Raw genomic sequence first — 24,737 nt, forward strand, 5'->3', positions numbered from 1 at the left:
CCTGCGACTTCCCGGCCAACAAAAATCCCCTGTGGGAGCGAGCTTGCTCGCGAAAGCGGTGGATCAGCCTGCATCCAGTTTGAATGTGACCGCACACCAGCGGCTATTGCGTCGCCACCCTGCCCGTCTCATCACGCTCGCGAATAATCAGCGCCTGATAGTGCGGATCGGCCTTGATCTGCTGTTCGGTGAATGGCAGCACACTCCACTGCTTCTGCGAAAACGCCTGAGTCTGGTCGGCCGAATAAGGCGACGCCGGGTCGCTGGAGAGGGAGAATGCCAGCAATCCCAGAGCCTGCGGACCTTTGCCGTCAAACGTCACCACTTGCAGATAGCTGGTCCCGCTGACCACCTCCCGCTTGCCGTTCGCCCCGGGCACACTCTGGATCGCGTTGTAGATACCCAACTCCCCGGGGCCGCCGTGGATCGGTGTCTGTCGGTTGCCGCTGCTGGCCACCTGGACGTCCTGCCATTGGCTGTCCTTCGACAAGCCGGCGACCTTCACTGCCTCCACCGAAGCCAGCATGGCATCGCGCACGGCCTTGAGCACGGCTGGCCGCTCAATCGCCAGGCCACGCGGTGTGTGTTGCGGATCTTTGGGATCGAACGCGACGCGCCATGAATCAGGCACCGCCTGCAGCCGGTCCATGATGTGCTGGAAATGCACGAACCCCAGGCCGCTATTCAGGCCGGCCTTGCGATCCCAGGCCTTGAGGCTGGCACACGCCTCGACCAATGCCGACGCATCGCCCCCCAGGTCACCGGCGCACACGCCGAGCAGGTCCGGCATCACCTGGTCAGCCAGGTAAACCTGATCGTCCATGACCATGCGCTGCAAATCCTCCACCTTCACCGGCCCATCCTTGGCCAGCTTACCCATCCGGTCCAGCGCAAAACGCGCCCGCAGTCCCAGGGGTTGGCCTTGCTGGCTGATCAACGGGGAGTAACCGGACAGCGGCTGCGAAGGGTTGACCATCCAGGCCGAATCGTTGGAGTTCTGCACATAATCGCGGCGCAGCAACTGCGGAAGCTTGTCGGCGGCATAAGTGCCTTTTTGTACGGCGTTGGAATCGATGTCCCAGGCACATTCGCTACGAGCACCATCCAGCACGATCAGTTTCAGTCCGACCCGGGGATCGCTGCACCGAGCCAGTTTATCGGCGTCGACGTTCGGCACCACCGACACGTTCATGTAGAGGCTTTGCCCCTGGTCGTCCACCGCCAGGGTATTGACCCAGGGAATGCCCTGGATCTTATGGACGGCGTCCTGCAAATCCTTGAGCGTGACCGCCTGGTTCATGGCGTACCACTGGGCCAGCACGCGATCATTGTCCAGGTTCGCATCCCGCAGGCTGTAGGCGAACCGGTTATCCCAGTCCAGCCGGCCAGGCCATTGCACGATCGGGCCGAACTGCGAGGCATAGACCACTCGGGAAATCGTCTGCACCTGGCCGTCAGGTTGCTTGACGTCCACCCCGACCGTCTGCTGGCTCATCGGCACAGACTTGCCGTCGAGCAGATAGCGGGTCGGGTCCTTAGGGTCGAGTTGCAGGCGGTACAGGGTGAAATGTTTCGAGCTGTCGACGGTGTGGGTCCAGGCCAGGTGCTGGCTGAAACCGATGTTGATCATCGGCAGGCCTGGCAGCGCCGCGCCCATGACGTCCAGCTTGCCGGGAATGGTCAGGTGCATCTGGTAGAAACGCATCCCGCCCACCCACGGAAAATGTGGGTTTGCCAGCAACATCCCGCGGCCGTTGAACGAGCGCTCGCTGCCGATGGCCAGCGCATTGCTGCCGCGCTCCAGGGCAAAACGCTGCTGCCGGGTTGCGGCGGCCGCGAAACCGGTGACCGGGGTGCCCGTCAGCGCCGTCGCCTGGGGCGGTTGCGCGCCGGCCAGGGCCTCGGCGAATTGGCCGACGCCGCCTTCCACCAACAGCCGACGGGTCAACTTGACCAGGTCCAGCGCCGTGATCGGCCGCACCCACTCGCTGGCACATTGTTCGGGCAGGCCTTTGGCCTTGCGCTCGACCAGGGCACGGTTGTAGCCCGCCACGTAGCCTTCGACCAGTTGCTGCACTTGAGGTGTCTGGGCCTGCCAGAAAGCGGAAACCGCTTGCGGCGTGTTGAGCCAGCTGAAGAACAGATCGCTGACGCGGTTCTCCCGCTCCTCGACTGTGACCTGCTCCGGCCCGAAATAGCGCGAGCGCTGGGCGTTCACCGTGACAATCTCATTGGCCAACAGGCACAGGTTGTCCTGGGCATAGGCATAGCCGATGCCATAACCCAGCCCGCGTTCGTCCTGGGCCCGGATATGCGGTACGCCAAAACGGGTGCGACGGATCTCGGCACTGGCCTGCTCCCCATCGTCTTGCGCATTGACCACGGGGCTGAGCCCGAGGGCGATCCCCAGAAAAGCGCCTGCGAGGCCAATCCTCGATAACTGCCCGGACATTCTCACGTTCACTCCTGATGAAAACTTCAGAAACCAGGACGGCTACCGGTGCGCCAGTAGACAAACACTCGGCCCGCCTGGGAAATCACATGCCGCGTGCTGAACCGGAATGTGCCTACCTTGAAAACGAACCGGATGAAAAAAAATTAATGGCTGGCGACCGTTTGAACACGGGGGTTTGACGAAGCAGGGGCAATTTTTTCACATCATCGCCCTCATGATTGCGCGTCCTCGTTCGTCCTATTACAGGAGAGTATCCGTGACCTTTTCTGATCAGGCTGGTAAGGAGTTTTTGCATGCGTAACGCGCAACTGCCCATGGAGGGCAAGCCAAGGGCGACCGGCGTCTCGCTGAGCGCCCCCCACCGTGTATTCGACAGGCCGACGGAGCGAGGCGGCAATGACCACATCAGGCGTTTGCTCAAGAGCTTCGGGCTCAGGACCAGCCTGATTCGCCTCAAAGTCATCGACGCGCTGCTCAAGGCCGCTCACGAAAACCGCAGCCTGGGCGTGCGCGGGGTGCACAGCCAGTTGTTGGGGCTGGACATTCCATTGTCCTTTCTCAGCGTGCGTGAAGTGTTGAAGCGCCTGTGCAGCGAGGGCGTTGTCACCCTCAACCCGGATAAAAGCTACTGCCTGCACCCCAGTGCGATGGCCGTGCTCCAGGCCGAGGATTGAAGCCGGCGCTCAGGACTTGACCTTGCGCCGCATCACGCCGTTGATCACCACCACGATGACCGCTACGGCGATGGCGATGTATTGAAACAGCTGCTCGCTGATCATGCCCTTGCCCTGCATCCAGGACAGTCCCAGCATGATTGCCAGGACGACGAGGACGATCAGAATCGAGTATTTCAAACGTTGTGAATGAGTCATTGCCAATTTCCTGAATGTATCCGTTCTGTATCCGAAGACTTGCCAAGCCCATACCGTATTGCGGGAATGACGGGCTGCCAACGGGGTCCCATGGTACAGCCGAAGGAGCGTATTCGCGCAACCGCGGCGGTTAATCATGAGGAATTATGTATGTTTCGTCGTATCAGCCTGTTGCTTGCCTTGTTGTCCACCCTGACCCTGAGTGGCTGCCTGTTTTTCCCCCATGACCGCGGTCATGGGGATCGACCTGATCACCGTGGCGGCCCGGGCTTCGACATGCCCCGCTAACTGCCCCCCTGGCGCCGACCTGGCCCGACGTATCACCATCCGGACCGAGGAAAATGGCCGGCTCCGTCAGCCAGATCAACAGCCTGAGCACCCAAATCGCCACCGCCGCCGAGCAACAGAGCGCGGTGACGGAGAAAATCAATCGCAGCATGGTGCAAATCCGTCACATGGTGGAGGAGCTGGTGGACGGCGGCCTGACAGCCGACCTGGCTCTTGCGGTCGTACACCCGTCAGATCTGTTTGAGCAGGACCTGTGGGAGCAAAGCTTGCTCGCGAGGCGGCCTGACAGCCGGCCTGGTTCTCCCGGTCGTACTCAGATCCCATTGTGGGAGCGAGCTTGCTCGCGATGGCGGGGTCAGCCTCGATGGATGTCGAATGGGCTGATGCCTTCGCGAGCAAGCTCGCCCACAGGACTTTATTCGCCCTTGCAACCTGACAATTCTGTAATCCCCGCCTCAGCCCCCCGTCAGCTCGCGCTCGCTACTCTGTTATCCTCTCTCCAAACCGTTCGACACGAGACCACCTCCATGGCCAACCCCCTGCACCTGCTCGCCTTGAGCGCCCTGTTCATGACCACCCTGGCCCAGGCCGCCGAACCGATCACCATTGATGTGCACCGCGACGCCAACTGCGGCTGCTGCAAAAAATGGATTTCACATCTGCAAGAAAATGGCTTCAAGGTCAACGACCATGTCGAGGCCGACATGAGTTCGGTCAAGCAGCGCCTGGGGGTCGCGCCGAACCTGCGTTCCTGCCACACCGCCGAGATCAACGGCAAATTCGTCGAAGGCCATGTCCCGGCCGATCAGGTGCTGGCCTTGAGCAAGCGCGATGACTTGCTCGGCGTGGCCGCACCGGGCATGCCCATGGGCTCGCCCGGCATGGAAATGGACGGCATGAGCGATGCTTATCAAGTGATTGGCCTGAAAAAAGACGGGACCCAAACCGTAGTGGCGGATTACCCGGCCCACTGATGGGCGAAGCCTATATCGGCTTGTTCCTGGCGGCTTTCGGCGCGGCAACCTTGTTGCCACTGCAATCGGAGGCACTGTTGGTCGGCCTGTTGCTCAGCGAACGCCATGAGGCCTGGTTGCTGCTGGGGGTCGCCACGACTGGCAATGTCCTGGGTTCGCTGGTGAACTGGTGGCTGGGCACGCGCCTGGAACACTTCAAGGATCGGCGCTGGTTTCCGGTCAGCCCGGCCCACCTGGACAAGGCTCGCGTGCACTACCAACGCTTCGGCCGCTGGTCGCTGCTGCTCAGTTGGCTGCCCATCATCGGTGACCCGTTGACCCTGGTGGCCGGGGTGATGGGCGAACCGTGGCGGCGCTTCCTGCTGATCGTGACCCTTGCCAAGGGCCTGCGCTACGGTGTTCTCGCTTTGGCGACACTGGGCTGGATGGACTGAACGTTCGGGCCGTTCGGTTGCCTGTGGTTAATGTCGCCATAATCGGGTCGCGCCAGGATCGGCGGCGGCCACAAGGAGATTGACCATGTCCCGCACCACCGCGCGCTGGTTGCCCAGCCTGTTCCTCACCGCCGCCCTGCCCCTGTTTGCCCAGGCCGCCAATCCGCCGGAAGGCCCGGCCTACGGTGCACAGTTGGAGGGCTTCGAACATCCCTATACCCTCAAGCACTTCGCCTTCCAGTCCCAGGGCCAGTCGTTGCAGATGGGCTATATGGATGTGCCGGCCCAAGGCAAGGTCAATGGCCGCACGGTGGTGCTGATGCACGGCAAGAATTTCTGCGCCGCCACTTGGGGCGATTCGATCAAGGCCCTCAGCGAGGCCGGATACCGGGTCATCGCAGCCGACCAGGTCGGCTTCTGCACATCGAGCAAACCCGGGTATTACCAGTACAGCTTCCAGCAACTGGCGAGCAATACCCAGGCCTTGCTCAAAACCCTCGGCGTACAGAAAGCCGTCGTCCTCGGCCATTCCACCGGCGGCATGCTCGCCACCCGCTACGCCTTGCAGTTTCCCGACCAGGTCGAACGCCTGGCGATGGTCAACCCCATCGGCCTGGAAGACTGGAAAGCCCTGGGCGTGCCCTATCGCACCGTGGACCAATGGTACGCGCGGGAGCTGAAAGTCACCGCCGAGGGCATTCGCAATTACGAGCGCACGACCTACTACGGCGGCCGCTGGAAACCTGAGTTCGACCGTTGGGTGGATATGCTCGCTGGCTTGAACAAAGGCCCGGGACACACGCAAGTGGCGTGGAACTCGGCGCTGATCTACGACATGATCTTCACCCAGCCGGTCTATTACGAATTCAAGGACCTGACCGTGCCCACCCTGCTGCTGATCGGCACCTCCGACACCACCGCCATCGGCAGCGACATCGCGCCGCCAGCGGTCAAGGCCAAATTGGGCCACTACGAGGTACTGGGCAAGCAGGTCGCCGGGCTGATTCCGCGCTCGACCCTGGTGGAGTTCCCCAATCTGGGGCATGCCCCACAGATGGAAGAGCCGGACCGGTTCCACAAGGCCCTGTTGGGCTGGCTGGACAAACCCATTCCCTGACGAGGTGTTCCATGGCGGTGCAAATAGCAGTCATAGACGATTGGCAAGATGTGGCACGTGGCGTGGTCGATTGGTCGGTACTGGACGGTGTCGGCCAAGTGACGTTTCTCCACGACTATCCCGCTGACCGCGACACCCTTGCCGAGCGCTTGCAGCGCTTCGAAGTGATCTGCGTGATGCGTGAACGCACGGTGTTCGACGAGGGCCTGCTGCGCCGCCTGCCCAATCTCAAGCTGCTGCTCACCGGCGGCATGCGCAATGCCGCCCTGGACCTGAAGGCCGCCGCCGAGCTGGGTATCCAGGTGTGTGGCACCGACAGCTACAAGCACGCCGCGCCCGAACTGACCTGGGCGCTGATCATGGCCCTGACCCGCAACCTGGTGCAGGAAGCCAATGCCCTGCGCGCCGGTCTGTGGCAGCAAGGCCTGGGCGGCGACTTGCACGGCAAGACATTGGCAATCCTCGGCCTGGGCAGCATCGGTACCCGGGTGGCGCAGTTCGGCCGGGTGTTCGGCATGCGGGTCATCGCCTGGAGCCAGAACCTCAGCGCCGAGCGCGCCGCCGAAGTGGGCGTGACCTACGTCAGCAAACAAGCGCTGTTCGAGCAGGCCGACATTCTCTCGATCCACCTGGTGCTCGGCGAACGCACCCGCGGCCTGGTGGATGCCCAGACACTGGCCTGGATGAAACCCGAGGCGTTGCTGGTCAACACCTCCCGCGGGCCGATCGTCGATGAACCCGCCCTGATCGACGCTCTGCAGCACCAGCGTCTGGCCGGCGCCGCCCTGGACGTATTCGCCCAGGAGCCCTTGCCCGCCGCCCATCCATTCCGAACCCTGGAAAACGTACTGGCCACGCCTCACCTGGGTTACGTCAGCCGACAGAATTACCAGCAGTTCTATTCCCTGATGATCGAAGACCTGCTGGCCTGGGCGGCGGGCCAGCCGATCCGGTTGCTGACGCCGGCAGGCTGAACCTGGAGCATCAACACACCTCCCCTTGTGGGAGCGAGCTTGCTAGCGATAGCGGCGGATCAGTTGCAAGGTTTGTGACTGGCACACCGCTATCGCGAGCAAGCTCGCTCCCACAGGAGACATTGTGTTTTATTGGCCATTAAAACGCCTCCATGCCACCCGCCCTCCAATGGTGCATCACGCCATTCCATCGCGCACGCCAATGAAACAACCCCGTCCCCATACACATTTTTCTTTTCAGAAAACTGCACTTCGTCGGTGCGTATCCCCCTTTGTCGTGTAAGAGATTGCCGACAAAAACCGTGATTGTCGGACAATGCGACGAACCGAGCCGCACCGCTCTACGTTCTGACCTAGACTGCCTAACCGGGGGGAAAACCAACCGGTCATCCAGACGAAAAAAAGTCGAAACTTTTCGCAACGGCGACAGGTCAGGTTAGAGGTAGGGCAACCGCGACTGGTGCAGTCCTTGCACTGGTCATTGCAACAGCTCCTTCAGCTGATTCGCTTCGCCGCATTGGGTAGCCGTTCGCTTTCCTTGTGTAGCGCTTGTGCGCCTGGCCGCAGGATTTGGCCAATGAAACAACAGCTCTGGCGCTTGCCGGAAACAGATCGAGAAAATGGGAGATATTTATGATCAGTGCTGCCTTGGAACCACAACAAGTTCGTTCTCAACTACCGCCCGCGGCCGAATCGCCAACGGCACCGGTGCTGGCCACCGGCGGCAAGGCACTGCTCCCCGTCGTTCGACAGAATCCCAACCGCAAGAAAGTATTGTTCGTCACCTCGGAAATCGCCGACCTGGTCAAGACCGGCGGCCTGGGCGATGTCTCCTCCGCACTGCCCCGGGCCATGGCCGGGCTGCATGATGTCCGGGTGCTGATCCCCGGCTATCCGCAAGTGATGAACAGCGGCAATCCGATCCACATCATCGGCGAACTGGGCGGCCACGCAGCACTGCCACCCTGCAAGATCGGGCGTATGGACATGGCTGACGGCCTGGTGATCTACGTCCTGATCTGCCCGGAACTGTTTGCCCGCGAAGGCTCCCCCTACGGTGCCAACAACGGTCGCGACTGGCCCGACAACCACATTCGCTTCGCCCGCCTGGGCCTCGCTGCAGCCGACATCGCCGCCAACCTCGCACAGATCCACTGGTGCCCGGACCTGGTCCACGCCCACGATTGGCCAGCCGGGTTGGCACCGGCCTATATGCACTGGCGCGGGCAACGCACCCCGACCCTGTTTACCATTCACAACCTGGCCTACCAGGGCGTCGTCAGCCTGGCGTCCTGCCCGGAGCTGGGCATCCCCGAACACGCCCTGCAACAGGAAGGCATGGAGTTCTACGGCAAACTGTCGTTCCTCAAGGCCGGCATGGCCTACTCCAGCCATATCACCACCGTCAGTGCCACCTACGCCCAGGAGATCACCACCCCGGCGTTTGGTTGCGGGCTCGACGGCTTCCTCGCTGCCAAGACCCAACAAGGGTTGCTCAGCGGCATCCCCAACGGTATCGATGAAAGCTGGGATTCGGCCACCGACACCCACCTGTTCCGTCAGTTCGCCATGGGCGACTGGGAAGGCAAGGCGGTCAACGCGTCCCATGTGCGTGAGCTGTTTGGCCTCGACGACTCCACTGGCCCGCTGTTCGCCGTGGTTTCGCGCCTGGTCTACCAGAAAGGCCTGGACCTGACCGAAGCGGTCGCCGAGTTCATCGTCGAGTCCCGCGGCCAGATCGCCATCATCGGCCGTGGCGAACCGGAGGAAGAACAGGCCATGCGTGAACTGGCCCTGCGCTTCCCCGGACGCATCGGCGTGCGCATCGGCTTCAACGAAACCGATGCGCGGCGGATGTTCGCCGGCAGCGACTTCCTGCTGATGCCGTCGCGCTACGAGCCCTGCGGCTTGAGCCAGATGTACGCCCAGCGCTTCGGCTCGCTGCCGGTGGCGCGCAATACCGGAGGGTTGGCGGACACCATCGAAGATGGCATCACCGGTTTCCTGTTCGATGAGTCCACCGTGGAAAGCTACAAACAGGCCCTGAGCCGGGCCTTCAAGGTCTTCGAGTTCCCCGACCTGCTCAACGCCATGCGCTGCCGGGCCATGTCGGCGCCGTTCAACTGGTGCCAGGCCGTGGAACCCTACGCCGAACTCTACGAACAGCTGGTGGCTAAATCACTGGGAAAATCGGCCAGACAATGAGGTAACAATGACGTCAAGGACGCCTGAGACATGGACCCACGGGGCGGTCATGCTGGATGACGAGCACACCCGCTTCGCCCTCTGGGCCCCGGATGCATTTTTTGTCAGTGTCGAGCTCGACACTGGAGATTCAATACCGCTACTGCCCCAAGCCGACGGCTGGTTCATGATCCAGACCCGTTGCCCCGCCGGCACCCGCTACCGCTACAACATCGATGGAGAGCTGGAGGTGCCGGACCCGGCCTCGCGCGCCCAGGCCGGCGACATCGACCGCCACAGCGTGGTGGTCGACCCACATGCCTACTCATGGCGACACACCCAATGGTCCGGTCGCCCCTGGCACGAAGCGGTGATCTACGAGTTGCACGTGGGCGCCCTGGGTGGTTTCGAAGGCGTCGAACAGCATCTGGCACACCTGACCGGGCTGGGCATCACCGCCATCGAGCTGATGCCATTGGCGCAGTTTCCCGGTGATCGCAACTGGGGCTACGACGGCGTCCTGCCCTACGCACCCCAGGCCTCCTACGGCACGCCCGAACAGCTCAAGCATCTGATCGACAGCGCCCACGGCCATGGGCTGTCCGTCATCCTCGATGTGGTCTACAACCACTTCGGCCCCGACGGCAACTACCTGCACCGTTATGCCAAGGGCTTCTTCCGTGAAGACAAGCACACGCCCTGGGGCGCGGCGATTGATTTCCGCCGCCGCGAAGTGCGGGACTTCTTCATCGACAATGCGCTCATGTGGCTGCTGGAGTACCGTTTCGACGGCCTGCGCCTGGACGCGGTACACGCCATTGAAGACCCGGATTTTCTCCAGGAGCTGGCGACCCGGGTGCGCGAGCAGGTGGACCCGATCCGGCATGTCTGGTTGACCGTGGAAAACGAACACAACCAGGCCCACCTGCTGGAGCACCGCTACGACGCCCAGTGGAACGACGACGGGCACAATGCCCTGCACGTGCTGCTGACCGGTGAGACCGACGCCTACTACGCCGACTATGCCCAGCAGCCGACCGAACAACTGGCCCGTTGCCTGAGCCAGGGTTTCGTCTTCCAGGGTCATCTCAATCGCCATGGCGAAGCCCGGGGCGAGCCCAGCGGTCACCTGCCGCCGAGCGCGTTCGTGCTGTTCCTGCAGAACCATGACCAGATCGGCAACCGTGCCCTGGGCGAACGCCTGCATCAGCTCGCCGCGCCTCAGGCCCTGCAGGCAGCGACAGTCTTGTTGCTGCTGTCACCGATGATCCCGCTGCTGTTCATGGGCGATGAGGTGGCAGCCGAACAACCGTTCCTGTTCTTTACCAGCCACCACGGCGAGCTGGCAGAGCTGGTGCGCGAAGGCCGACGCAACGAGTTCAAGGCCTTCACTGCCTTTGCCGATCCGCAGAAGCGCGAACGAATTCCCGACCCCAACGCCGCCAGCACCTTCGAGGCTTCACGCCCAAGCCTGGAATCGCAAGGCCCGGAGCAACAGGCCAACGAGGCGTTGTATCGGCAACTGCTGAAAATCCGCCGTGAAGAGATCGTCCCGCGCCTGCCCGGTGCCCAGGCCCTGGGCGCCGATGTGCTGGGCCATGGCGCCATCAGCGCACGCTGGCGACTGGGCGATGGCAGTGTGTTGCGCATCGATTTCAACCTCGGCGATCAGCCCGTCGAACACAATGCCCCGGAAGAGGCACGCATTCTTTTCGAACATCCGCAGCAGGTCATGGGTCTGTTGCAACAGGGCGTCCTTGCGCCCTACAGCGCGCTGGTCAGTCTGACGCAGGCGACAACCTTGCCCAACATCACTGGAGAGCGCCTATGAGCGATGCGCAACTGGAAATCCTCGCCAGCCGAGCGGGCCTGGCGGTGGATTGGATCGATGCCAATGGCCGGGCCCAGAAAGTCTCGCCGGCCGTCTTGCGTTCGGTCCTCACCGGCCTGGGCCATCCCGCCGGCAGCGCCCAGGAAATCGACGCCAGCCTGCTGCAGTTGCAGGAAGCTCAACAGAACCATCAATTGCCACCGCTGATCACCGCCGACGTCGGAGTCAGCCTGGACTTGAGCCGCTACTTCGATGCGGGGACACCCTGCGAAATCAAACTCGAAGATGGCGCGACACTGAACCTGAACCTCGATGCCGATGCCAAGCTGCCGGGGATGGTCCCGGTGGGTTATCAGCACGTCAGCATCCAGGACCAGCATTTCACCCTGGCCGTTGCGCCGGCCCGCTGCTACAGCGTGGCCGATGCGGTGGACGATCCGACGCCACGGGCCTGGGGCCTGAGCGCGCAACTGTATGCCCTGCGCCGCCCCGGTGACGGTGGCTTCGGTGACACCCAGGCCTTGGAGGAGCTGGCACGGGTGGCCGGCGAGCGCGGCGCCGAGGCCGTTGCCATCAGCCCGATGCACGCGATGTTCAGCAGCGACACCGGGCGCTACAGCCCCTACTCACCGTCGAGCCGACTGTTTTTCAACAGCCTGTACGCCGCACCGGGCACCATCCTCGGTGAACGTGCGCTGCGCACCGCCATCGACGCCACCGGCTTGACCAATCAACTGCGCACCCTGGAAGAGCAGCCGCTGATCGACTGGCCGGTCGCCGCCCAGGCCAAGCAGAAGATCCTGCGCGCCCTGTACGACGGCTTCAGCCAGGGTGAGCATCCGCTGCATGAGGACTTCAGCAGTTTCCGCCACACCAGCGGCGAAGCCCTGGAAAATCATTGCCGCTTCGAGGCCTTGCAGGCCGAACGCGCCGCCCGTGGCGAAAGCCTCGACTGGCGCCACTGGCCGGAAGAATGGCGCGATCCGCGCAGCGCGGCCCTGGCCCATTTCGCCGAAGAAAATGCCGATGAGATCGGCTTCTACGCTTTTTGCCAATGGTTGATTGCCCGCTGCCTGGAGCGCGCCCAGAGCGCAGCCCGATCCAGCGGCATGGGCATCGGTCTGATCGCCGACCTGGCAGTGGGTGCCGATGGCGGTGGCAGCCAGGCCTGGAGCCGGCAGGACGAACTGCTCGCCTCGCTGACCGTGGGCGCCCCGCCGGACATTCTCAACCGCTCCGGCCAAGGCTGGGGGATCTCGGCGTTCGCCCCGGAAGGCCTGGTGCGCAACGGCTTTCGCGCCTTCATTGAAATGCTGCGGGCCAACTTCGCCCACGCCGGCGGCTTGCGCATCGATCATGTCATGGGTTTGCAACGGCTCTGGGTGATCCCTAACGACGCCCCACCTCGCGATGGCGCCTACCTGTATTACCCGGTGGACGACCTGCTGCGCCTATTGGCGCTCGAATCCCATCGTCATCAGGCCATCGTGCTCGGCGAAGACCTCGGCACCGTGCCCGACGGCCTGCGTGACAAACTCATTGCCCGCTCGATCCTGGGCATGCGCGTGTTGTTGTTCGAACAGGACAATACCCACTTCAAGCCAATTCTCGACTGGCCGGACAATGCCCTGGCCACCACCAGCACCCATGACTTGCCGACGCTCAATGGCTGGTGGCACGGTCACGACATCGACTGGAACGCCCGGCTGGACCTGATCGATTCCCATACCGAAATGGACTGGCGCAAACACCGCGAGCGCGAACGCGAAGGCCTGCGCCACGTGCTGAACCAGGACCCGCAGAACTTTCGCGAAGAACACCGCGAGACCGACCAGGTGCTCGATGCCAGCGTGCGCTTCCTCGGCCACACCCGCGCGCCGCTGGTGCTGTTGCCGCTCGAAGACGCCCTGGGCATCGAGGAGCAAGCCAACCTGCCAGGCACCATCGACACCCACCCCAATTGGCGCCGCCGCCTGGCCGGGCCAAGCCAGGCGTTGCTGGATCACCCGGACGCTGCCCGGCGTCTGGAAATACTCGCCTGCGCGAGGCTTCAGGCGAACGAGCGTGACCGATGAAACAGCCGTTGATCCAACCCCTGCGAGCAACATTGCGCCTGCAGTTTCATAAAGGCTTCACCCTGGACGATGCCATCCCCCAGGTGCCGTACTTCGCCTCGCTGGGCATCAGCCACATTTATGCCTCGCCGCTGCTCAAGGCCCGGGCCGGGTCCATGCACGGCTACGATGTCGTCGACCCCACCCTGGTCAACCCCGAACTGGGTGGCGAAGCCGCGCTCAAGCGCCTGGTCGCGACCTTGCGCGAGCACCAGATGGGCCTGATCCTCGACATCGTGTCCAATCACATGGCCGTCGGCGGCAATGACAACCCCTGGTGGCTGGACTTGCTCGAATGGGGGCGCTTGAGCCCCTACGGCGAGTTCTTCGACATCCAGTGGCACTCCCCCGACCCACTGATGGAAGGCCAATTGCTGTTGCCGTTCCTGGGCAGCGACTACGGCGTGGCATTGCAGGAAGGCACCTTGCAATTGCGCTTCGATGCCGCCCACGGCAGTTTCTACGTCGAGCACTACGAACACCGCTTCCCGATTTGCCCGATGCACTACGGCGAGCTGCTCAAGCCCGCCGAAACCCTGCCCGCCGAGCAGGCCGAAGCGCTCAAGGCCCTGGCCGAGCGCTTCACCACGCTGAATTACCAGACCGACGCCCACACCCTCGCCCGCCCGCTGCAAACCGAGTTGCAGGACCTGGCGGCACAAGCGGACATCTTCGCCGCCATCGAGGACAACCTGGCTGGCTACGACTCTACACAGCCCGAGGGGTTCGAACGCCTGCATCAGTTGCTGGAGCGCCAGAGCTACCGACTCGCCAGCTGGCGCACGGCAGCGGACGACATCAACTGGCGGCGCTTTTTCGATGTCAACGAACTGGGTGGGCTGCGGGTCGAGCGTCCAGCGGTATTCGAGGCGACCCACGCAAAGATTTTCCAATTGATCGGCGAAGGACTGGTGGACGGCCTGCGCATCGATCACATCGACGGCCTTGCCGACCCTCGTGGTTACTGCCGCAAATTGCGCAGACGGGTCGATTCACTGTCACCGACCCGACACCTGCCGATTTTCGTCGAGAAGATCCTTGGCGATGGCGAGACGTTGCGGCGGGACTGGAACATCGACGGCAGCACCGGTTACGAGTTCATGAACCAGGTCTCGCTGCTCCAGCATGACCCGGCCGGCGCCGCCCCCCTCGCCGAATTCTGGAACCGGCACAGTGAGCGGCCAGCGCACTTCATCGAAGAAGCCCGCCTGGCCCGCCAGCAGATCCTCAATGGGTCGCTGGCCGGAGACTTCGAAAGCGTCGCCCAAGCCCTGCTGCAAGTGGCCCGGGACGATGTGATGACCCGCGACCTGACCCTGGGCGCGATTCGGCGGGCCTTGCAGGAACTGATCGTGCACTTTCCGGTGTATCGCACCTACATCACACCCTTGGGCCGCTCCGCCGAAGACGAGGTGTTTTTCAACCAGGCCCTGGAAGGCGCCCGGCAGACCCTCAGCGAAGCCGACTGGCCAGTGCTCGATTGCCTGGCCGGCTGGCTTGGTGGGATGCCCTGGCGGCAACGCCCGCGCGGTAGCCAGCGTAAACGCCTGCGCCATGCCTGCGTGCGTTTCCAGCAACTGACCTCGCCGGCCGCCGCCAAAGCCGTGGAGGACACCGCGCTCTATCGCTCGGCGGTGCTGTTGTCGCGCAATGACGTGGGCTATAACACCGAGCGCTTCAGCGCCCCGGCGCAGGAGTTCCATCAAGCAGGCCTCGATCGACTCGAGCATTTTCCCGACAACCTGATCACCACCGCTACCCACGACCACAAGCGCGGCGAAGACACCCGCGCCAGGCTGGCCGTGCTCAGCGAACGCGCCGATTGGTACACCGCCTGCGTGGAGCAATGGCGCATCCTTTCGCCTTCGCTGCACAGCGACCCGGCGGCGCCCTCGGCCGGTGATGAACTGATTCTGTACCAGGCGCTGCTCGGCAGCTGGCCACTGGACCTGGACCTCCAGGACCACAAGGCCCTGGCCGCATACAACGAGCGCCTGTGGCAATGGCAGCGCAAGGCCCTGCGCGAAGCCAAGCTGCAAAGCAGCTGGGCGGCGGTCAACGACGCTTATGAGCAAGCCACCCAGATGTTCCTCGAACGGTTGCTGCTGGGCGATGAGGGGTTGCCCTTGCGCAGCGTCATCGCCGAGGCGGTCCAGGCCATCGCCCCGGCAGGCGCCCTCAACAGTCTGGCGCAAACCTTGCTGCACATGACCGTACCCGGCGTACCGGACCTGTACCAAGGCAACGAGTTCTGGGATTTCAGCCTGGTGGACCCGGATAACCGTCGCCCGGTGGACTTCCAGGCACGCCGCGAGGCGTTACGGGCCGACAGCACGCCAGCCGCGTTGATACGCGATTGGCGGGACGGCCGAGTCAAACAGGCATTGATCGCCAGGACGCTGGCCGTGCGAGCCGAGTATCCGCAGCTATGGCGCCAGGGTCGCTACCAACCCCTGGAAGTGCTCGGCGAGCAGGCCCAACGGGTACTGGCCTTCATGCGTGAAGACTCGCAACAACGGGCGATTATTGTTGTACCTGTCCATGCGGCGTCGTTGCTGGAAAACAGTGCCGTGCCGCTGGTGGCTGCGTCGGATTGGGGCGATACCCGTGTGTCGTTACCGTTCGCCGCCGAGGATGAAAAACTGAAGGGACTTTTTTCAAGCGCAACAGTCACACCCCAAAGGGAGCTGCTGATCAGCACCGCGCTGGGGACTTTCCCGGTCAATGTCTTTATCCAACCTTGAGTTGAATCAGGAGCACTGCGATGAGTACCGACGATAAACGCATTCGCGAATTCGCCTATCAGATCTGGGAGTCCGAGGGTAAGCCCGCCGGGCAGGAGAAACGCCATTGGGAGATGGCGCGCAAACTGGCCGAAGCCGAAGCCCTGGCGCCGAGCAAGCCGCCCAAGGCGGCGAGCAAATCAGCGGCCAGCAAAACCGATGGCGCCAAGCCTGCTGCCGCCAAGAGCACCCCGACCAAGACAGCGGCAAAAACTACCACGCCCAAGGCCAAGCCCGCGGCCAAAGCTGCTGCGACCACCGCAGACAAGAAGCCGCGGGCCACACGCAAGCCGCCGGCGGTTTGATTCATCCCCCTATCGGTCTCCTTGCCAGGTGGGAGCAAAGCTTGCTCGCGAAACAGGCGCCTCGATTTCTGAAGGAGTGCATCGCTTCATCGCGGGCGCCTTGCTCCCACAGAGAAGCAACGTTGTCCCACATAGCGGGGCGGTGCGACGTTTCGCTAAATCCCCTCGCCACAGGTGAAGGGTGGAGCCATCCACCCCAAGTGAACCGCATCGCTGTATCTGTCTGTCTTTTGCAGGAGCAACTATGACCCGTCCAAACAAAACCACGCCGCCGCCCGTGATCGAGGCTTCGCGGATTCGTGAGGGGCTGCCTTTTCCACTGGGTGCAACCTGGGATGGCCTCGGGGTCAATTTCGCGCTGTTTTCAGCCAATGCCACCAAGGTGGAACTGTGCATTTTCGATGATGCCGGCGAAGTCGAACTCGAACGCATCGAATTGCCGGAGTACACCGACGAGATTTACCACGGCTATCTGCCGGACGCCCATCCAGGGTTGATCTATGGCTATCGTGTCTACGGCGCATACGACCCGGCGAACGGCCACCGTTTCAACCCGAACAAGCTGCTGATCGACCCGTATGCCAAGCAACTGGTCGGCCAATTGAAGTGGTCCGAAGCCCTGTTCGGCTACACCATCGGCCATCCCGATGGCGACCTCAGTTTCGATGAGCGCGACAGTGCTCCGTTCGTCCCCAAGTGCAAGGTCATCGACCCCGCACACACCTGGGGCCACGACCATCGCGTCAGCGTGCCCTGGGACAAGACCATCCTGTACGAGACCCACGTGCGCGGCCTCACCATGCGTCACCCTTCGGTACCCGAGAACCTGCGCGGTACGTTCGCCGGGCTGATGGTCGACGATGTGCTGGAGCATATCCGCAAGCTGGGTGTCTCTTCGATGGAACTACTGCCCATCCATGCCTTCGTCAATGATCAGCACCTGCTGCACAAAGGCATGACCAACTACTGGGGCTACAACAGCATCGCCTTCTTTGCCCCGGACCCACGCTACCTGGCCAGTGGCAAGATCGCCGAGTTCAAGGAGATGGTCGCACACCTGCACGAGGCCAATCTGGAAGTCATCCTCGACGTGGTCTACAACCACACCGCCGAAGGCAACGAACAGGGCCCCACCCTGTCCATGCGCGGCATCGATAACGCTTCGTACTACCGGCTGATGCCCGACGACAAACGCTACTACATCAACGATTCCGGCACCGGCAATACCCTGGACCTGAGCCATCCTTGCGTTCTGCAAATGGTCACCGACTCCCTGCGCTATTGGGCCACGGAGATGCACGTCGATGGCTTCCGCTTCGACCTGGCGACCATCCTGGGCCGTTACCATGACGGCTTCGACGAGCGCCACAGCTTCCTCGTGGCCTGTCGCCAGGACCCGGTGCTGCGCCAGGTGAAAATGATCGCCGAGCCTTGGGATTGTGGTCCCGGGGGCTACCAGGTGGGACGCTTCCCGCCGGGCTGGGTCGAGTGGAACGACAAGTTCCGCGACACAGTGCGCGCCTTCTGGAAGGGCGACGACGGCCAGCTTGCCGATTTCGCCAGCCGAATGACGGCTTCGGGGGAAATGTTCAACCAGCGTGGCCGGCGTCCGTACGCCTCGGTGAACTTCGTCACCGCCCATGACGGTTTCACCTTGCATGACCTGGTGTCGTACAACGACAAGCACAACGAAGCCAACGACGAGAACAACCAGGACGGCAGCAATAACAACCTGTCCTGGAACCATGGCGTCGAAGGCCCGACGGACGATCCAGAGATCAACGCGCTGCGCCATCGACAGATGCGTAACTTCTTCGCCACCCTGCTGCTGGCCCAAGGCACGCCGATGATCGTCGCCGGCGATGAATTTGCCCGTACCCAGCATGGCAATAACAATGCCTACTGCCAGGACAGTGAGATCGGCTGGGTCAACTGGGACCTGAGCGAGGATGGCGCGACGCTGCTCAAGTTCGTCAAGCGCCTGATCAAGTTGCGCCTGACCTACCCGATCCTGCGGCGCGGACGGTTCCTGGTGGGTAACTACAACGAGGATATCGGCGTCAAGGACGTGACCTGGCTATCCCCCGACGGCAGCGAAATGACCATTGAGCAATGGCAGGACAGCCATGGTCGCTGCCTCGGCATGTTGATGGACGGCCGTGCCCAGGAAACCGGCATTCGGCGCAAGGGCGGCGATGCAACGCTGCTGCTGGTGGTCAACGCACACCATGACATCGTCAACTTCAGCCTGCCGGAAGTACCCGAGGGCAGTTTCTGGACCTGCATGGTCGACACCAACCAGCCGACTGTTCGTGGCCAGGAGCGCTTCGATTTCGATTCCGAATACTCCGTCACCGGGCGCTCGCTGCTGCTGTTCGAACTGCAACGCGAAGAAGAGGAATGAAGTACCGGTTGTAAGCCGCCAGAGAGACCGCAAGGACGCGGTTTTTTCGATGCACACAGCCCAGTTTGAAGAAAAAAATGCAGTTCAGACACACATCTCGCAAGACGAATCGACCGACATGGTCAATACTTCACATGCGGTAGTCTCCAGGATTCGGAGCGCTGTGAATCGCAGCCATACCCACGCGGGCGTCATCGGACAGTAGGCCCGGTACATGGCTGAAAGATTGAATACAAACAAGGACGTCTCTTATGAAACCTGCCTCTCGCTTGCCTGGCCGGCAGCATCCGCAAATATGGAACAGTGCTGCGCAACTGGCCGATATTCCGATCATCAGTACTCAGACGCTCATTCCCGCTGGCGCCCGTGCGGTCATCCTCGCCCCGCACCCGGGCGATGAGGTCGGGGCCTGCGGCGGGTTGCTGCAGTTGCTGAGCAACCTGGACCAGCCCATGTTGCTGATCTCGGTCACCGATGGAGCCCTGACCCACCCCGGCTCACCGTTGTGGACCGACGAACGCCTGCGTACACACCGCCCTCACCCCCAGGAAAGCGTGGATGCCCTGCATCGCCTGGGAATCGCAACCCATGGCCTGCAATGGGTGCGCGGCGGTTTCCCGGAAAAGGCCCTGGCCGAACACGAAGCCGAGCTCGCCGACTTTATTGCACGTCACCTGCGCCCCGGTGACGTGGTGTTCAGCACCTGGCGCCAGGATGGCGACAGCGACCACGACAGCGTCGGACGCGCCGGGGCCCTGGCCGCCGACAGGATCGGGGTGGCGTTCAACGAACTGCCGGTGTGGGCCTGGCACTGGCCGGTCCGCGAGCAAAATAAAATCCCCTGGCACCGGGCCCGCAAACTGCGCCTCGACGTCTGGACCACCGCCCGCAAGCGTCACGCCATGTACGCCTACGTCAGCCAACTCAACGGCGAACCGGCAAGTGGCATCGCCCCGCTGGTGCCCCGGGTCATCCTGGATCGGATGGGGCTGCCGTATGAGATTGTCTTCATCTGAACACCTGCCTGTGATGGCGGTGGTTCAGATACACCGCTATCGCGAGCAAGCTCGCTCCCACAGTAGGCCTGCGCAGGGATGCAATGTCTGTGTGCGCCACCGAACTCTGTGGGAGCGAGCTTGCTCGCGATGGCGACCGGCAAGGACATGAAAAATCCGGAACTGCCGGCGCCTTGGGTCAGTCGCATGAACAGGTACGTCTGATTCAGGAGGGAACGTGACTCAAGATCCCGATTGGCGGACCGTCGCACCCATGCCATCGGACCTGCCTGCGGCGGTTCATCGACTGCGGGTCCTGACGGTCAACACCCATAAGGGTTTCACCGCCCTCAACCGTCGCTTCATCCTGCCCGAGCTGCGCGAAGCGGTGCGCAGTACCGGTGCCGATCTGGTGTTCCTGCAAGAGGTGCTGGGCGAACATGACCGACACGCGTCACGCTACGACAACTGGCCCCAGACCTCCCAGTACGAATTCCTCGCCGACAGCATGTGGAGCGATTTCGCCTATGGCCGCAATGCGGTCTACCCCGATGGCCACCATGGCAACGCCCTGCTCTCCAAATACCCGATCCGCCAGTTCCGCAATCTCGATGTGTCCATCACCGGCCCGGAGCGGCGCGGGTTGTTGCACTGTGTGCTGGATGTGCCCGGCCACGCTGCTGTCCACGGGATCTGCGTGCACCTGAGCCTTCTGGAAAGCCATCGTCAACTACAGCTCAAACTGCTCTGCCAACTGCTCGATTCGTTGCCCGAGGACGCCCCGGTGATCATCGCCGGCGACTTCAACGACTGGCAACTGCGTGGCAATCTCACCCTCGCTCGCCGTGGCTATCTGCATGAAGCCTTCGAGCACCACCACGGCCGCCCCGCCAGGACCTATCCGGCCCGCTTCCCGCTGTTGCGCCTGGACCGCATTTACCTGCGCAACGCCAGCAGCCACGCCCCGCAAATCCTGGGCAACAAACCCTGGACGCACCTGAGCGACCACCTGCCACTTTCGGTGGAAGTGCATTTGTAGGGCGGGCCTTTGCGGCTCTTTCTGCGCGCTGACCTGTAAGTTCTGACAGTAGCGACGCTGGTTTTTCATTGCTAGGGTGCCATCCCATACAGCGAGCGTTGCCAGGCCCTGTGTGCCATCTGTTGTGCAACCGATGCTGAAACCGGCATTGATGAGATGCCGACGCAGAGGGATAGCACATGATTCGGCACGATAGAGGATTCAATCGGCTGCTCAACGCTGTGTGGGTATCAGCCCCCTTCCTGTTGCCCGTTCCAGCCGCCATGGCGGCTTGCACGCTGACACCAACCGCAGGCGATGACACCTATGTCTGCGACAGCGGCACCAGTCCCGGGCTGACAGACCTTTCGGGTAACAACATCCTGACCATGCCCGCCAACGGCAGTGGTGTCATTAGCGGCGACGTCACGTTCGGCACCGGCGTCGACCGCATCGTGATCAATGCCAACGGCGTGATTGACGGTGATGTCCAGCAAGGCTCCGGCGTGGACGACTTCATCATGAATGGCGGCAGGATCCTGTCCCTGGCCCAAGGTGACGGCCTCGATACGTTCTTGATGACTGGCGGGACCATCGTCGACGCGTTCGAAGACGGCGACGTCGCGAAGATGACCGGCGGCACCATTGGCCGAGTCGACATGAAACTCGATGACAACGTTTTCGATATGTCGGGCGGACAGATCATCGGCAACCTGGTGACCGGTTTCGGCCAGGACACCATCATTCTCTCCGCAGGTCGCATCGGCGGCAATGTCAGCGTCAGCGGCGGCAATGACAGCATTACCGTCAGCGGTGGCGAAATCATCGGCGAGGTCCGGGCCAGTGCCGGCGATGACCAGCTACAGTGGAGCGGCGGCCTTATCCACTCGGCCGTCCTGATGGGCGACGGTAGCGACACCGCATTGTTGAGCAACCTCGATGAAACCCTCCTCGCCACTACACCCAGCGTGGACGGTGGATTGGGCCAGGACGCGTTGACGTTCAGTGGCAGCACCTCCAGCACCGGCGCTCGCTACCTCAATTGGGAGACAGTCAACCTCACCCAAGGCTCGCAACTGGACCTTGACGACACCCTGAGCTTGGGTGACAGCGCCACCGCCACCGGGACGCTCAACATAGAATCCGGCAGTACGCTAACGTCGACCCAAGGCGTCCTTGCCCCTTTTACTGCCGGTCAGTTGGCGACGCTCAACAACGCCGGCACCGTAGACCTTACCCAGGGCAACACCCGCACCAACGACACCCTCACTGTCCAGGGCAACTACGTCGGTAACAACGGCCAGTTGCACCTGCAAACGGTACTCGGCGCCGACGACTCCCCCAGTGACAAGCTGGTGGTCAATGGCGGGACACTCACCGGCAGTACCGCCATCACGGTCACAAGCCTGGGCGGCACGGGCGCACGAACGACCCAGGACGGCATCGAAGTGGTCCAGGCCCAGGGCGGCGCAGTCAGTGATACCGGCGCCTTTTCGCTGGCGCAAGCGGTCTCGGCCGGCGCGTTCGATTACCGCCTGTTCAGAGGCGGCGCGACCGGCAATGAAAACAACTGGTACCTGCGCTCCACCTTGGTTGCCGGACCGGTAGCGGCGCCCAGCCCGACGTTGCCCGTACTGCCGGCCGCAGTACCCGGTGCGGCACCCATTCCTCTGTACCGGCCGGAAGTGCCAACCTGGTCGGTATTGCCCCCGGCAGCAGCACAACTGACCCTGATGGCCCTGGGCACGTTCCATGACCGCCAGGGCGACCAGCGCCTGCTCACGGAAAACGGCGCGTTCGGCGCGGGCTGGGGCCGGGTCTATGGCAAGGACCTGGATCAAACCTGGGCCGGCACGGTGACGCCGCGGTTCGATGGGTCGATCAAGGGCTTCCAGGTGGGCAATGACCTGTACAGCTCTCCGCTGTCCAGTGGACAGACCCAGCGCATTGGTTTTTTCGTCGGCCGTACCGAATTGAACGGTAACGTCGATGGGTTCAACCTGGGTTTCGAAGGCCGACGCGCCGGCAAGATAGAACTCGACGGCGACAGCTACGGGCTCTACTGGACGCTCACCGATCCCACTGGCGGTTACGTCGACGCCGTGGTGATGGGCACGCGACTGGACGGCGACAATCGCTCCGAACGCGGCCTGAAAATCGATAATCGCGGGCACGCCCTGACCCTCTCGGCCGAAGCCGGTTACCCCTTCGCGGTGGCCGCCGACTGGGTCCTCGAGCCCCAGGTGCAGATCATCCACCAGAAGGTCTCCCTGGATACCCAGGACGATGGGGTCTCAAGGGTCGAGTTCGATTCCGACAGTGCCTGGACCGGCCGACTCGGCGCTCGCCTCAAGGGCCGTTATCAGGTCAGCGGCATACCCGTGGAACCGTATCTGCGCGCCAACCTCTGGCACACGTTTTCCGGCACCGATACGGTGACATTCGACGACACTGAGCGGGTCGAGACCCAGCAGCGCGCGTCCACCGGCGACCTGGGTGTCGGCGTCATCGTGAGCCTGGCGCCCGCGGTCAGCGTCTACGCCGGAGCGGACTACAGCAACAACCTCGACAGCCGTCAGCAACGCAGTGTGTCGGGCAATCTCGGTGTACGGATCAGCTGGTAGGCAGGTTCTGCGACGATGATTTGACGCCCAAATGCTCGCCTTAATAACCAATTGAAATCAGCGTCTTATTGACGCTGATTTCATCTTGCCATTCATCGTTCATTTTCTTGACGCGCCGCCATCGGTCTTCTTGACTACACCGTACTACCCCCGGAAATACAGTCAGGGGCAGGCCTCTGGAACCCGCCAAGACGGGCCGCCAAAGGCTTGCCTCAATCCATTCGGTCGCCCCTCATTCGGGGTAGGAGAGACGCCAAAAAGCGAGAAACGCATGCGATTGCAAGGCAGGCCCCCATGAAAACTTCCCTCCGTCCGCAAGATATCTCCACCGCCACCCTCCACACCCTCTCCACTTCGTTGTTGCTGCTTTCCTCCATGGAGGTACAGGCCTGGCCTGCCGAGGAGACAGTGCAGCCCTGGTATGGCCGAGCACAGTCCGACAACCTCAATACCGCATTCATCGGCAGTGACCCCGCCTCCGGCAAGAGCCCCGCCCTGTTCACATTGCGCAACGACAGCGGCCATACCCAGCGCGTGGGCCTGATCAGCGGGCAAAACCAGATCATTTCAACGGGAAGTGGCCTGCTGGTAACGCCTGCGATGGCCGAACCGGGCAAAGATGCCCTGAACCTGACAGGCTCGAGCCTCGGCGCGTATTGGAGCCTGACCGGCCCCGCCGGCTGGCACGTGGACCTGAGCGCCAGCGGCGGCCGGGTCAATGGCTACAGCCGCACCGAACAAGGCCAGCGCCAGGCCAGCGAAGGCAATGCCGTGACGCTTTCGGTCGAAGGCGGCTTTCCGATTGGCATCGGGACCCACTGGGTCGTCGAACCCCAGGCGCAGTTGATCAACCAACGCATCACCCTCGACACACCGAATGCCGAAAGCGGTACCGGCAATGAACTGAACAGTTGGAGTGGCCGCGTCGGCGCACGACTCAAAGGCAATTACCAAGTCAACGGTCTCGGCATGGAGCCCTATGTGCGAACCAACCTGTGGCATACGGTCCAGAGCGCCGATACCTTGTCCCTGGATAAGGTCGACAAGATCAGCAGCAGCCGAAAGTCCTCCACCGTCGAAGTCGGCCTGGGCCTGGTGGCCCGGGTCACGCCGGCGGTAAGCCTGTATGTCAGTGCCGATTACAGCAGTGACGTCGACGACAACGACCTCAACGGCATCATTACCAGCATGGGGGTGCGGATGCGCTGGTAATGCCGACTCTGTAGTCGATAGTCCCCGCGTGTGTAGGAGCTGCCGAAGGCTGCGATCTTTTGATCTTTCGCTTGGGACTCAAGTGTCTGGGGAAAGATCGCAGCCTCGTTGCACTCGTCAGCTCCTACACAGCGCCTACATAAGCCCGGCGCA

At 62.6% G+C, this 24,737-nt stretch carries 18 protein-coding genes; 16 read left to right on the forward strand and 2 right to left on the reverse strand.

Annotation, left to right across the window (positions count from 1 at the left end; translation table 11 throughout):
• Positions 1–103: 103 nt before the first annotated feature.
• The gene (gene pvdQ / locus Q7F16_RS03320) at positions 104–2,452 is read right to left on the reverse strand and encodes a bifunctional acylase PvdQ (RefSeq protein ID WP_409556961.1); all 2,349 of its coding nucleotides are present in this window, start codon (positions 2,450–2,452) and stop codon (positions 104–106) included.
• 296 nt (positions 2,453–2,748) lie between these two features.
• Here pvdQ and Q7F16_RS03325 point away from each other — a divergent pair, with 296 nt between their 5' ends.
• On the forward strand, positions 2,749–3,129 hold the full coding sequence (locus Q7F16_RS03325) for a fe2+ zn2+ uptake regulation protein (protein ID WP_046064314.1): 381 nt from the start codon (positions 2,749–2,751) through the stop codon (positions 3,127–3,129).
• A gap of 9 nt (positions 3,130–3,138) precedes the next feature.
• Here the strand turns inward: Q7F16_RS03325 and Q7F16_RS03330 are convergent, their stop codons facing one another.
• Positions 3,139–3,327 (reverse strand): hypothetical protein, encoded by a 189-nt coding sequence (locus Q7F16_RS03330; RefSeq protein ID WP_003202135.1) that lies wholly within the window; start codon positions 3,325–3,327, stop codon positions 3,139–3,141.
• A 150-nt stretch (positions 3,328–3,477) separates the two neighbouring features.
• Here Q7F16_RS03330 and Q7F16_RS03335 point away from each other — a divergent pair, with 150 nt between their 5' ends.
• From Q7F16_RS03335 to Q7F16_RS03405, 15 genes are all read left to right on the forward strand, one after another.
• Positions 3,478–3,615, forward strand: a complete 138-nt coding sequence (locus tag Q7F16_RS03335) for a hypothetical protein (RefSeq protein WP_014338251.1) — start codon at positions 3,478–3,480, stop codon at positions 3,613–3,615.
• A gap of 527 nt (positions 3,616–4,142) precedes the next feature.
• Entirely contained in the window at positions 4,143–4,589 is a 447-nt protein-coding gene (locus Q7F16_RS03340; RefSeq protein WP_046064312.1) for a DUF411 domain-containing protein, read from the forward strand.
• Positions 4,589–5,023, forward strand: a complete 435-nt coding sequence (locus Q7F16_RS03345; protein ID WP_046064311.1) for a YqaA family protein — start codon at positions 4,589–4,591, stop codon at positions 5,021–5,023. Before Q7F16_RS03340 ends, Q7F16_RS03345 begins: the two co-directional genes overlap by 1 nt.
• A gap of 85 nt (positions 5,024–5,108) precedes the next feature.
• A complete protein-coding gene (locus tag Q7F16_RS03350) occupies positions 5,109–6,140 on the forward strand; it encodes an alpha/beta fold hydrolase (protein ID WP_046064310.1) in 1,032 nt (343 codons plus the stop codon).
• 11 nt (positions 6,141–6,151) lie between these two features.
• Positions 6,152–7,114, forward strand: a complete 963-nt coding sequence (locus tag Q7F16_RS03355; RefSeq protein ID WP_046064309.1) for a D-2-hydroxyacid dehydrogenase family protein — start codon at positions 6,152–6,154, stop codon at positions 7,112–7,114.
• 633 nt (positions 7,115–7,747) lie between these two features.
• Positions 7,748–9,319 carry a glycogen synthase GlgA gene (glgA, locus tag Q7F16_RS03360; RefSeq protein ID WP_409556962.1) on the forward strand — a complete coding sequence of 524 codons (1,572 nt, stop codon included), beginning with the start codon at positions 7,748–7,750 and terminating at the stop codon, positions 9,317–9,319.
• Positions 9,320–9,326: 7 nt separating this feature from the next.
• Positions 9,327–11,129 (forward strand): malto-oligosyltrehalose trehalohydrolase, encoded by a 1,803-nt coding sequence (gene treZ / locus Q7F16_RS03365; RefSeq protein ID WP_409556963.1) that lies wholly within the window; start codon positions 9,327–9,329, stop codon positions 11,127–11,129.
• Positions 11,126–13,204 (forward strand): 4-alpha-glucanotransferase, encoded by a 2,079-nt coding sequence (gene malQ, locus Q7F16_RS03370; protein WP_409556964.1) that lies wholly within the window; start codon positions 11,126–11,128, stop codon positions 13,202–13,204. Before treZ ends, malQ begins: the two co-directional genes overlap by 4 nt.
• Complete coding sequence (locus Q7F16_RS03375; protein WP_409556965.1) at positions 13,201–15,987, forward strand: malto-oligosyltrehalose synthase; 2,787 nt, start codon at positions 13,201–13,203, stop codon at positions 15,985–15,987. The genes malQ and Q7F16_RS03375 overlap by 4 nt, the downstream gene beginning before the upstream one ends.
• Before the next feature lie 20 nt (positions 15,988–16,007).
• Positions 16,008–16,331, forward strand: coding sequence for a DUF2934 domain-containing protein (locus tag Q7F16_RS03380; RefSeq protein ID WP_046064305.1), 324 nt, complete (start codon positions 16,008–16,010; stop codon positions 16,329–16,331).
• A gap of 244 nt (positions 16,332–16,575) precedes the next feature.
• Positions 16,576–18,735, forward strand: a complete 2,160-nt coding sequence (glgX, locus tag Q7F16_RS03385; protein ID WP_409556966.1) for a glycogen debranching protein GlgX — start codon at positions 16,576–16,578, stop codon at positions 18,733–18,735.
• 251 nt (positions 18,736–18,986) lie between these two features.
• Positions 18,987–19,751 carry a PIG-L deacetylase family protein gene (locus Q7F16_RS03390; RefSeq protein ID WP_046064303.1) on the forward strand — a complete coding sequence of 255 codons (765 nt, stop codon included), beginning with the start codon at positions 18,987–18,989 and terminating at the stop codon, positions 19,749–19,751.
• A 253-nt stretch (positions 19,752–20,004) separates the two neighbouring features.
• The gene (locus Q7F16_RS03395; RefSeq protein ID WP_046064302.1) at positions 20,005–20,769 is read left to right on the forward strand and encodes an endonuclease/exonuclease/phosphatase family protein; all 765 of its coding nucleotides are present in this window, start codon (positions 20,005–20,007) and stop codon (positions 20,767–20,769) included.
• Positions 20,770–20,948: 179 nt separating this feature from the next.
• Positions 20,949–23,372: an autotransporter family protein gene (locus tag Q7F16_RS03400; protein WP_046064301.1), complete on the forward strand. Its 2,424-nt coding sequence runs from the start codon at positions 20,949–20,951 to the stop codon at positions 23,370–23,372.
• A gap of 294 nt (positions 23,373–23,666) precedes the next feature.
• A complete protein-coding gene (locus Q7F16_RS03405; protein WP_409556967.1) occupies positions 23,667–24,584 on the forward strand; it encodes an autotransporter domain-containing protein in 918 nt (305 codons plus the stop codon).
• Positions 24,585–24,737: the final 153 nt, after the last annotated feature.

This window comes from Pseudomonas sp. Lb2C2, from assembly GCF_052112205.1.
Lineage (GTDB): Bacteria > Pseudomonadota > Gammaproteobacteria > Pseudomonadales > Pseudomonadaceae > Aquipseudomonas > Aquipseudomonas kilonensis.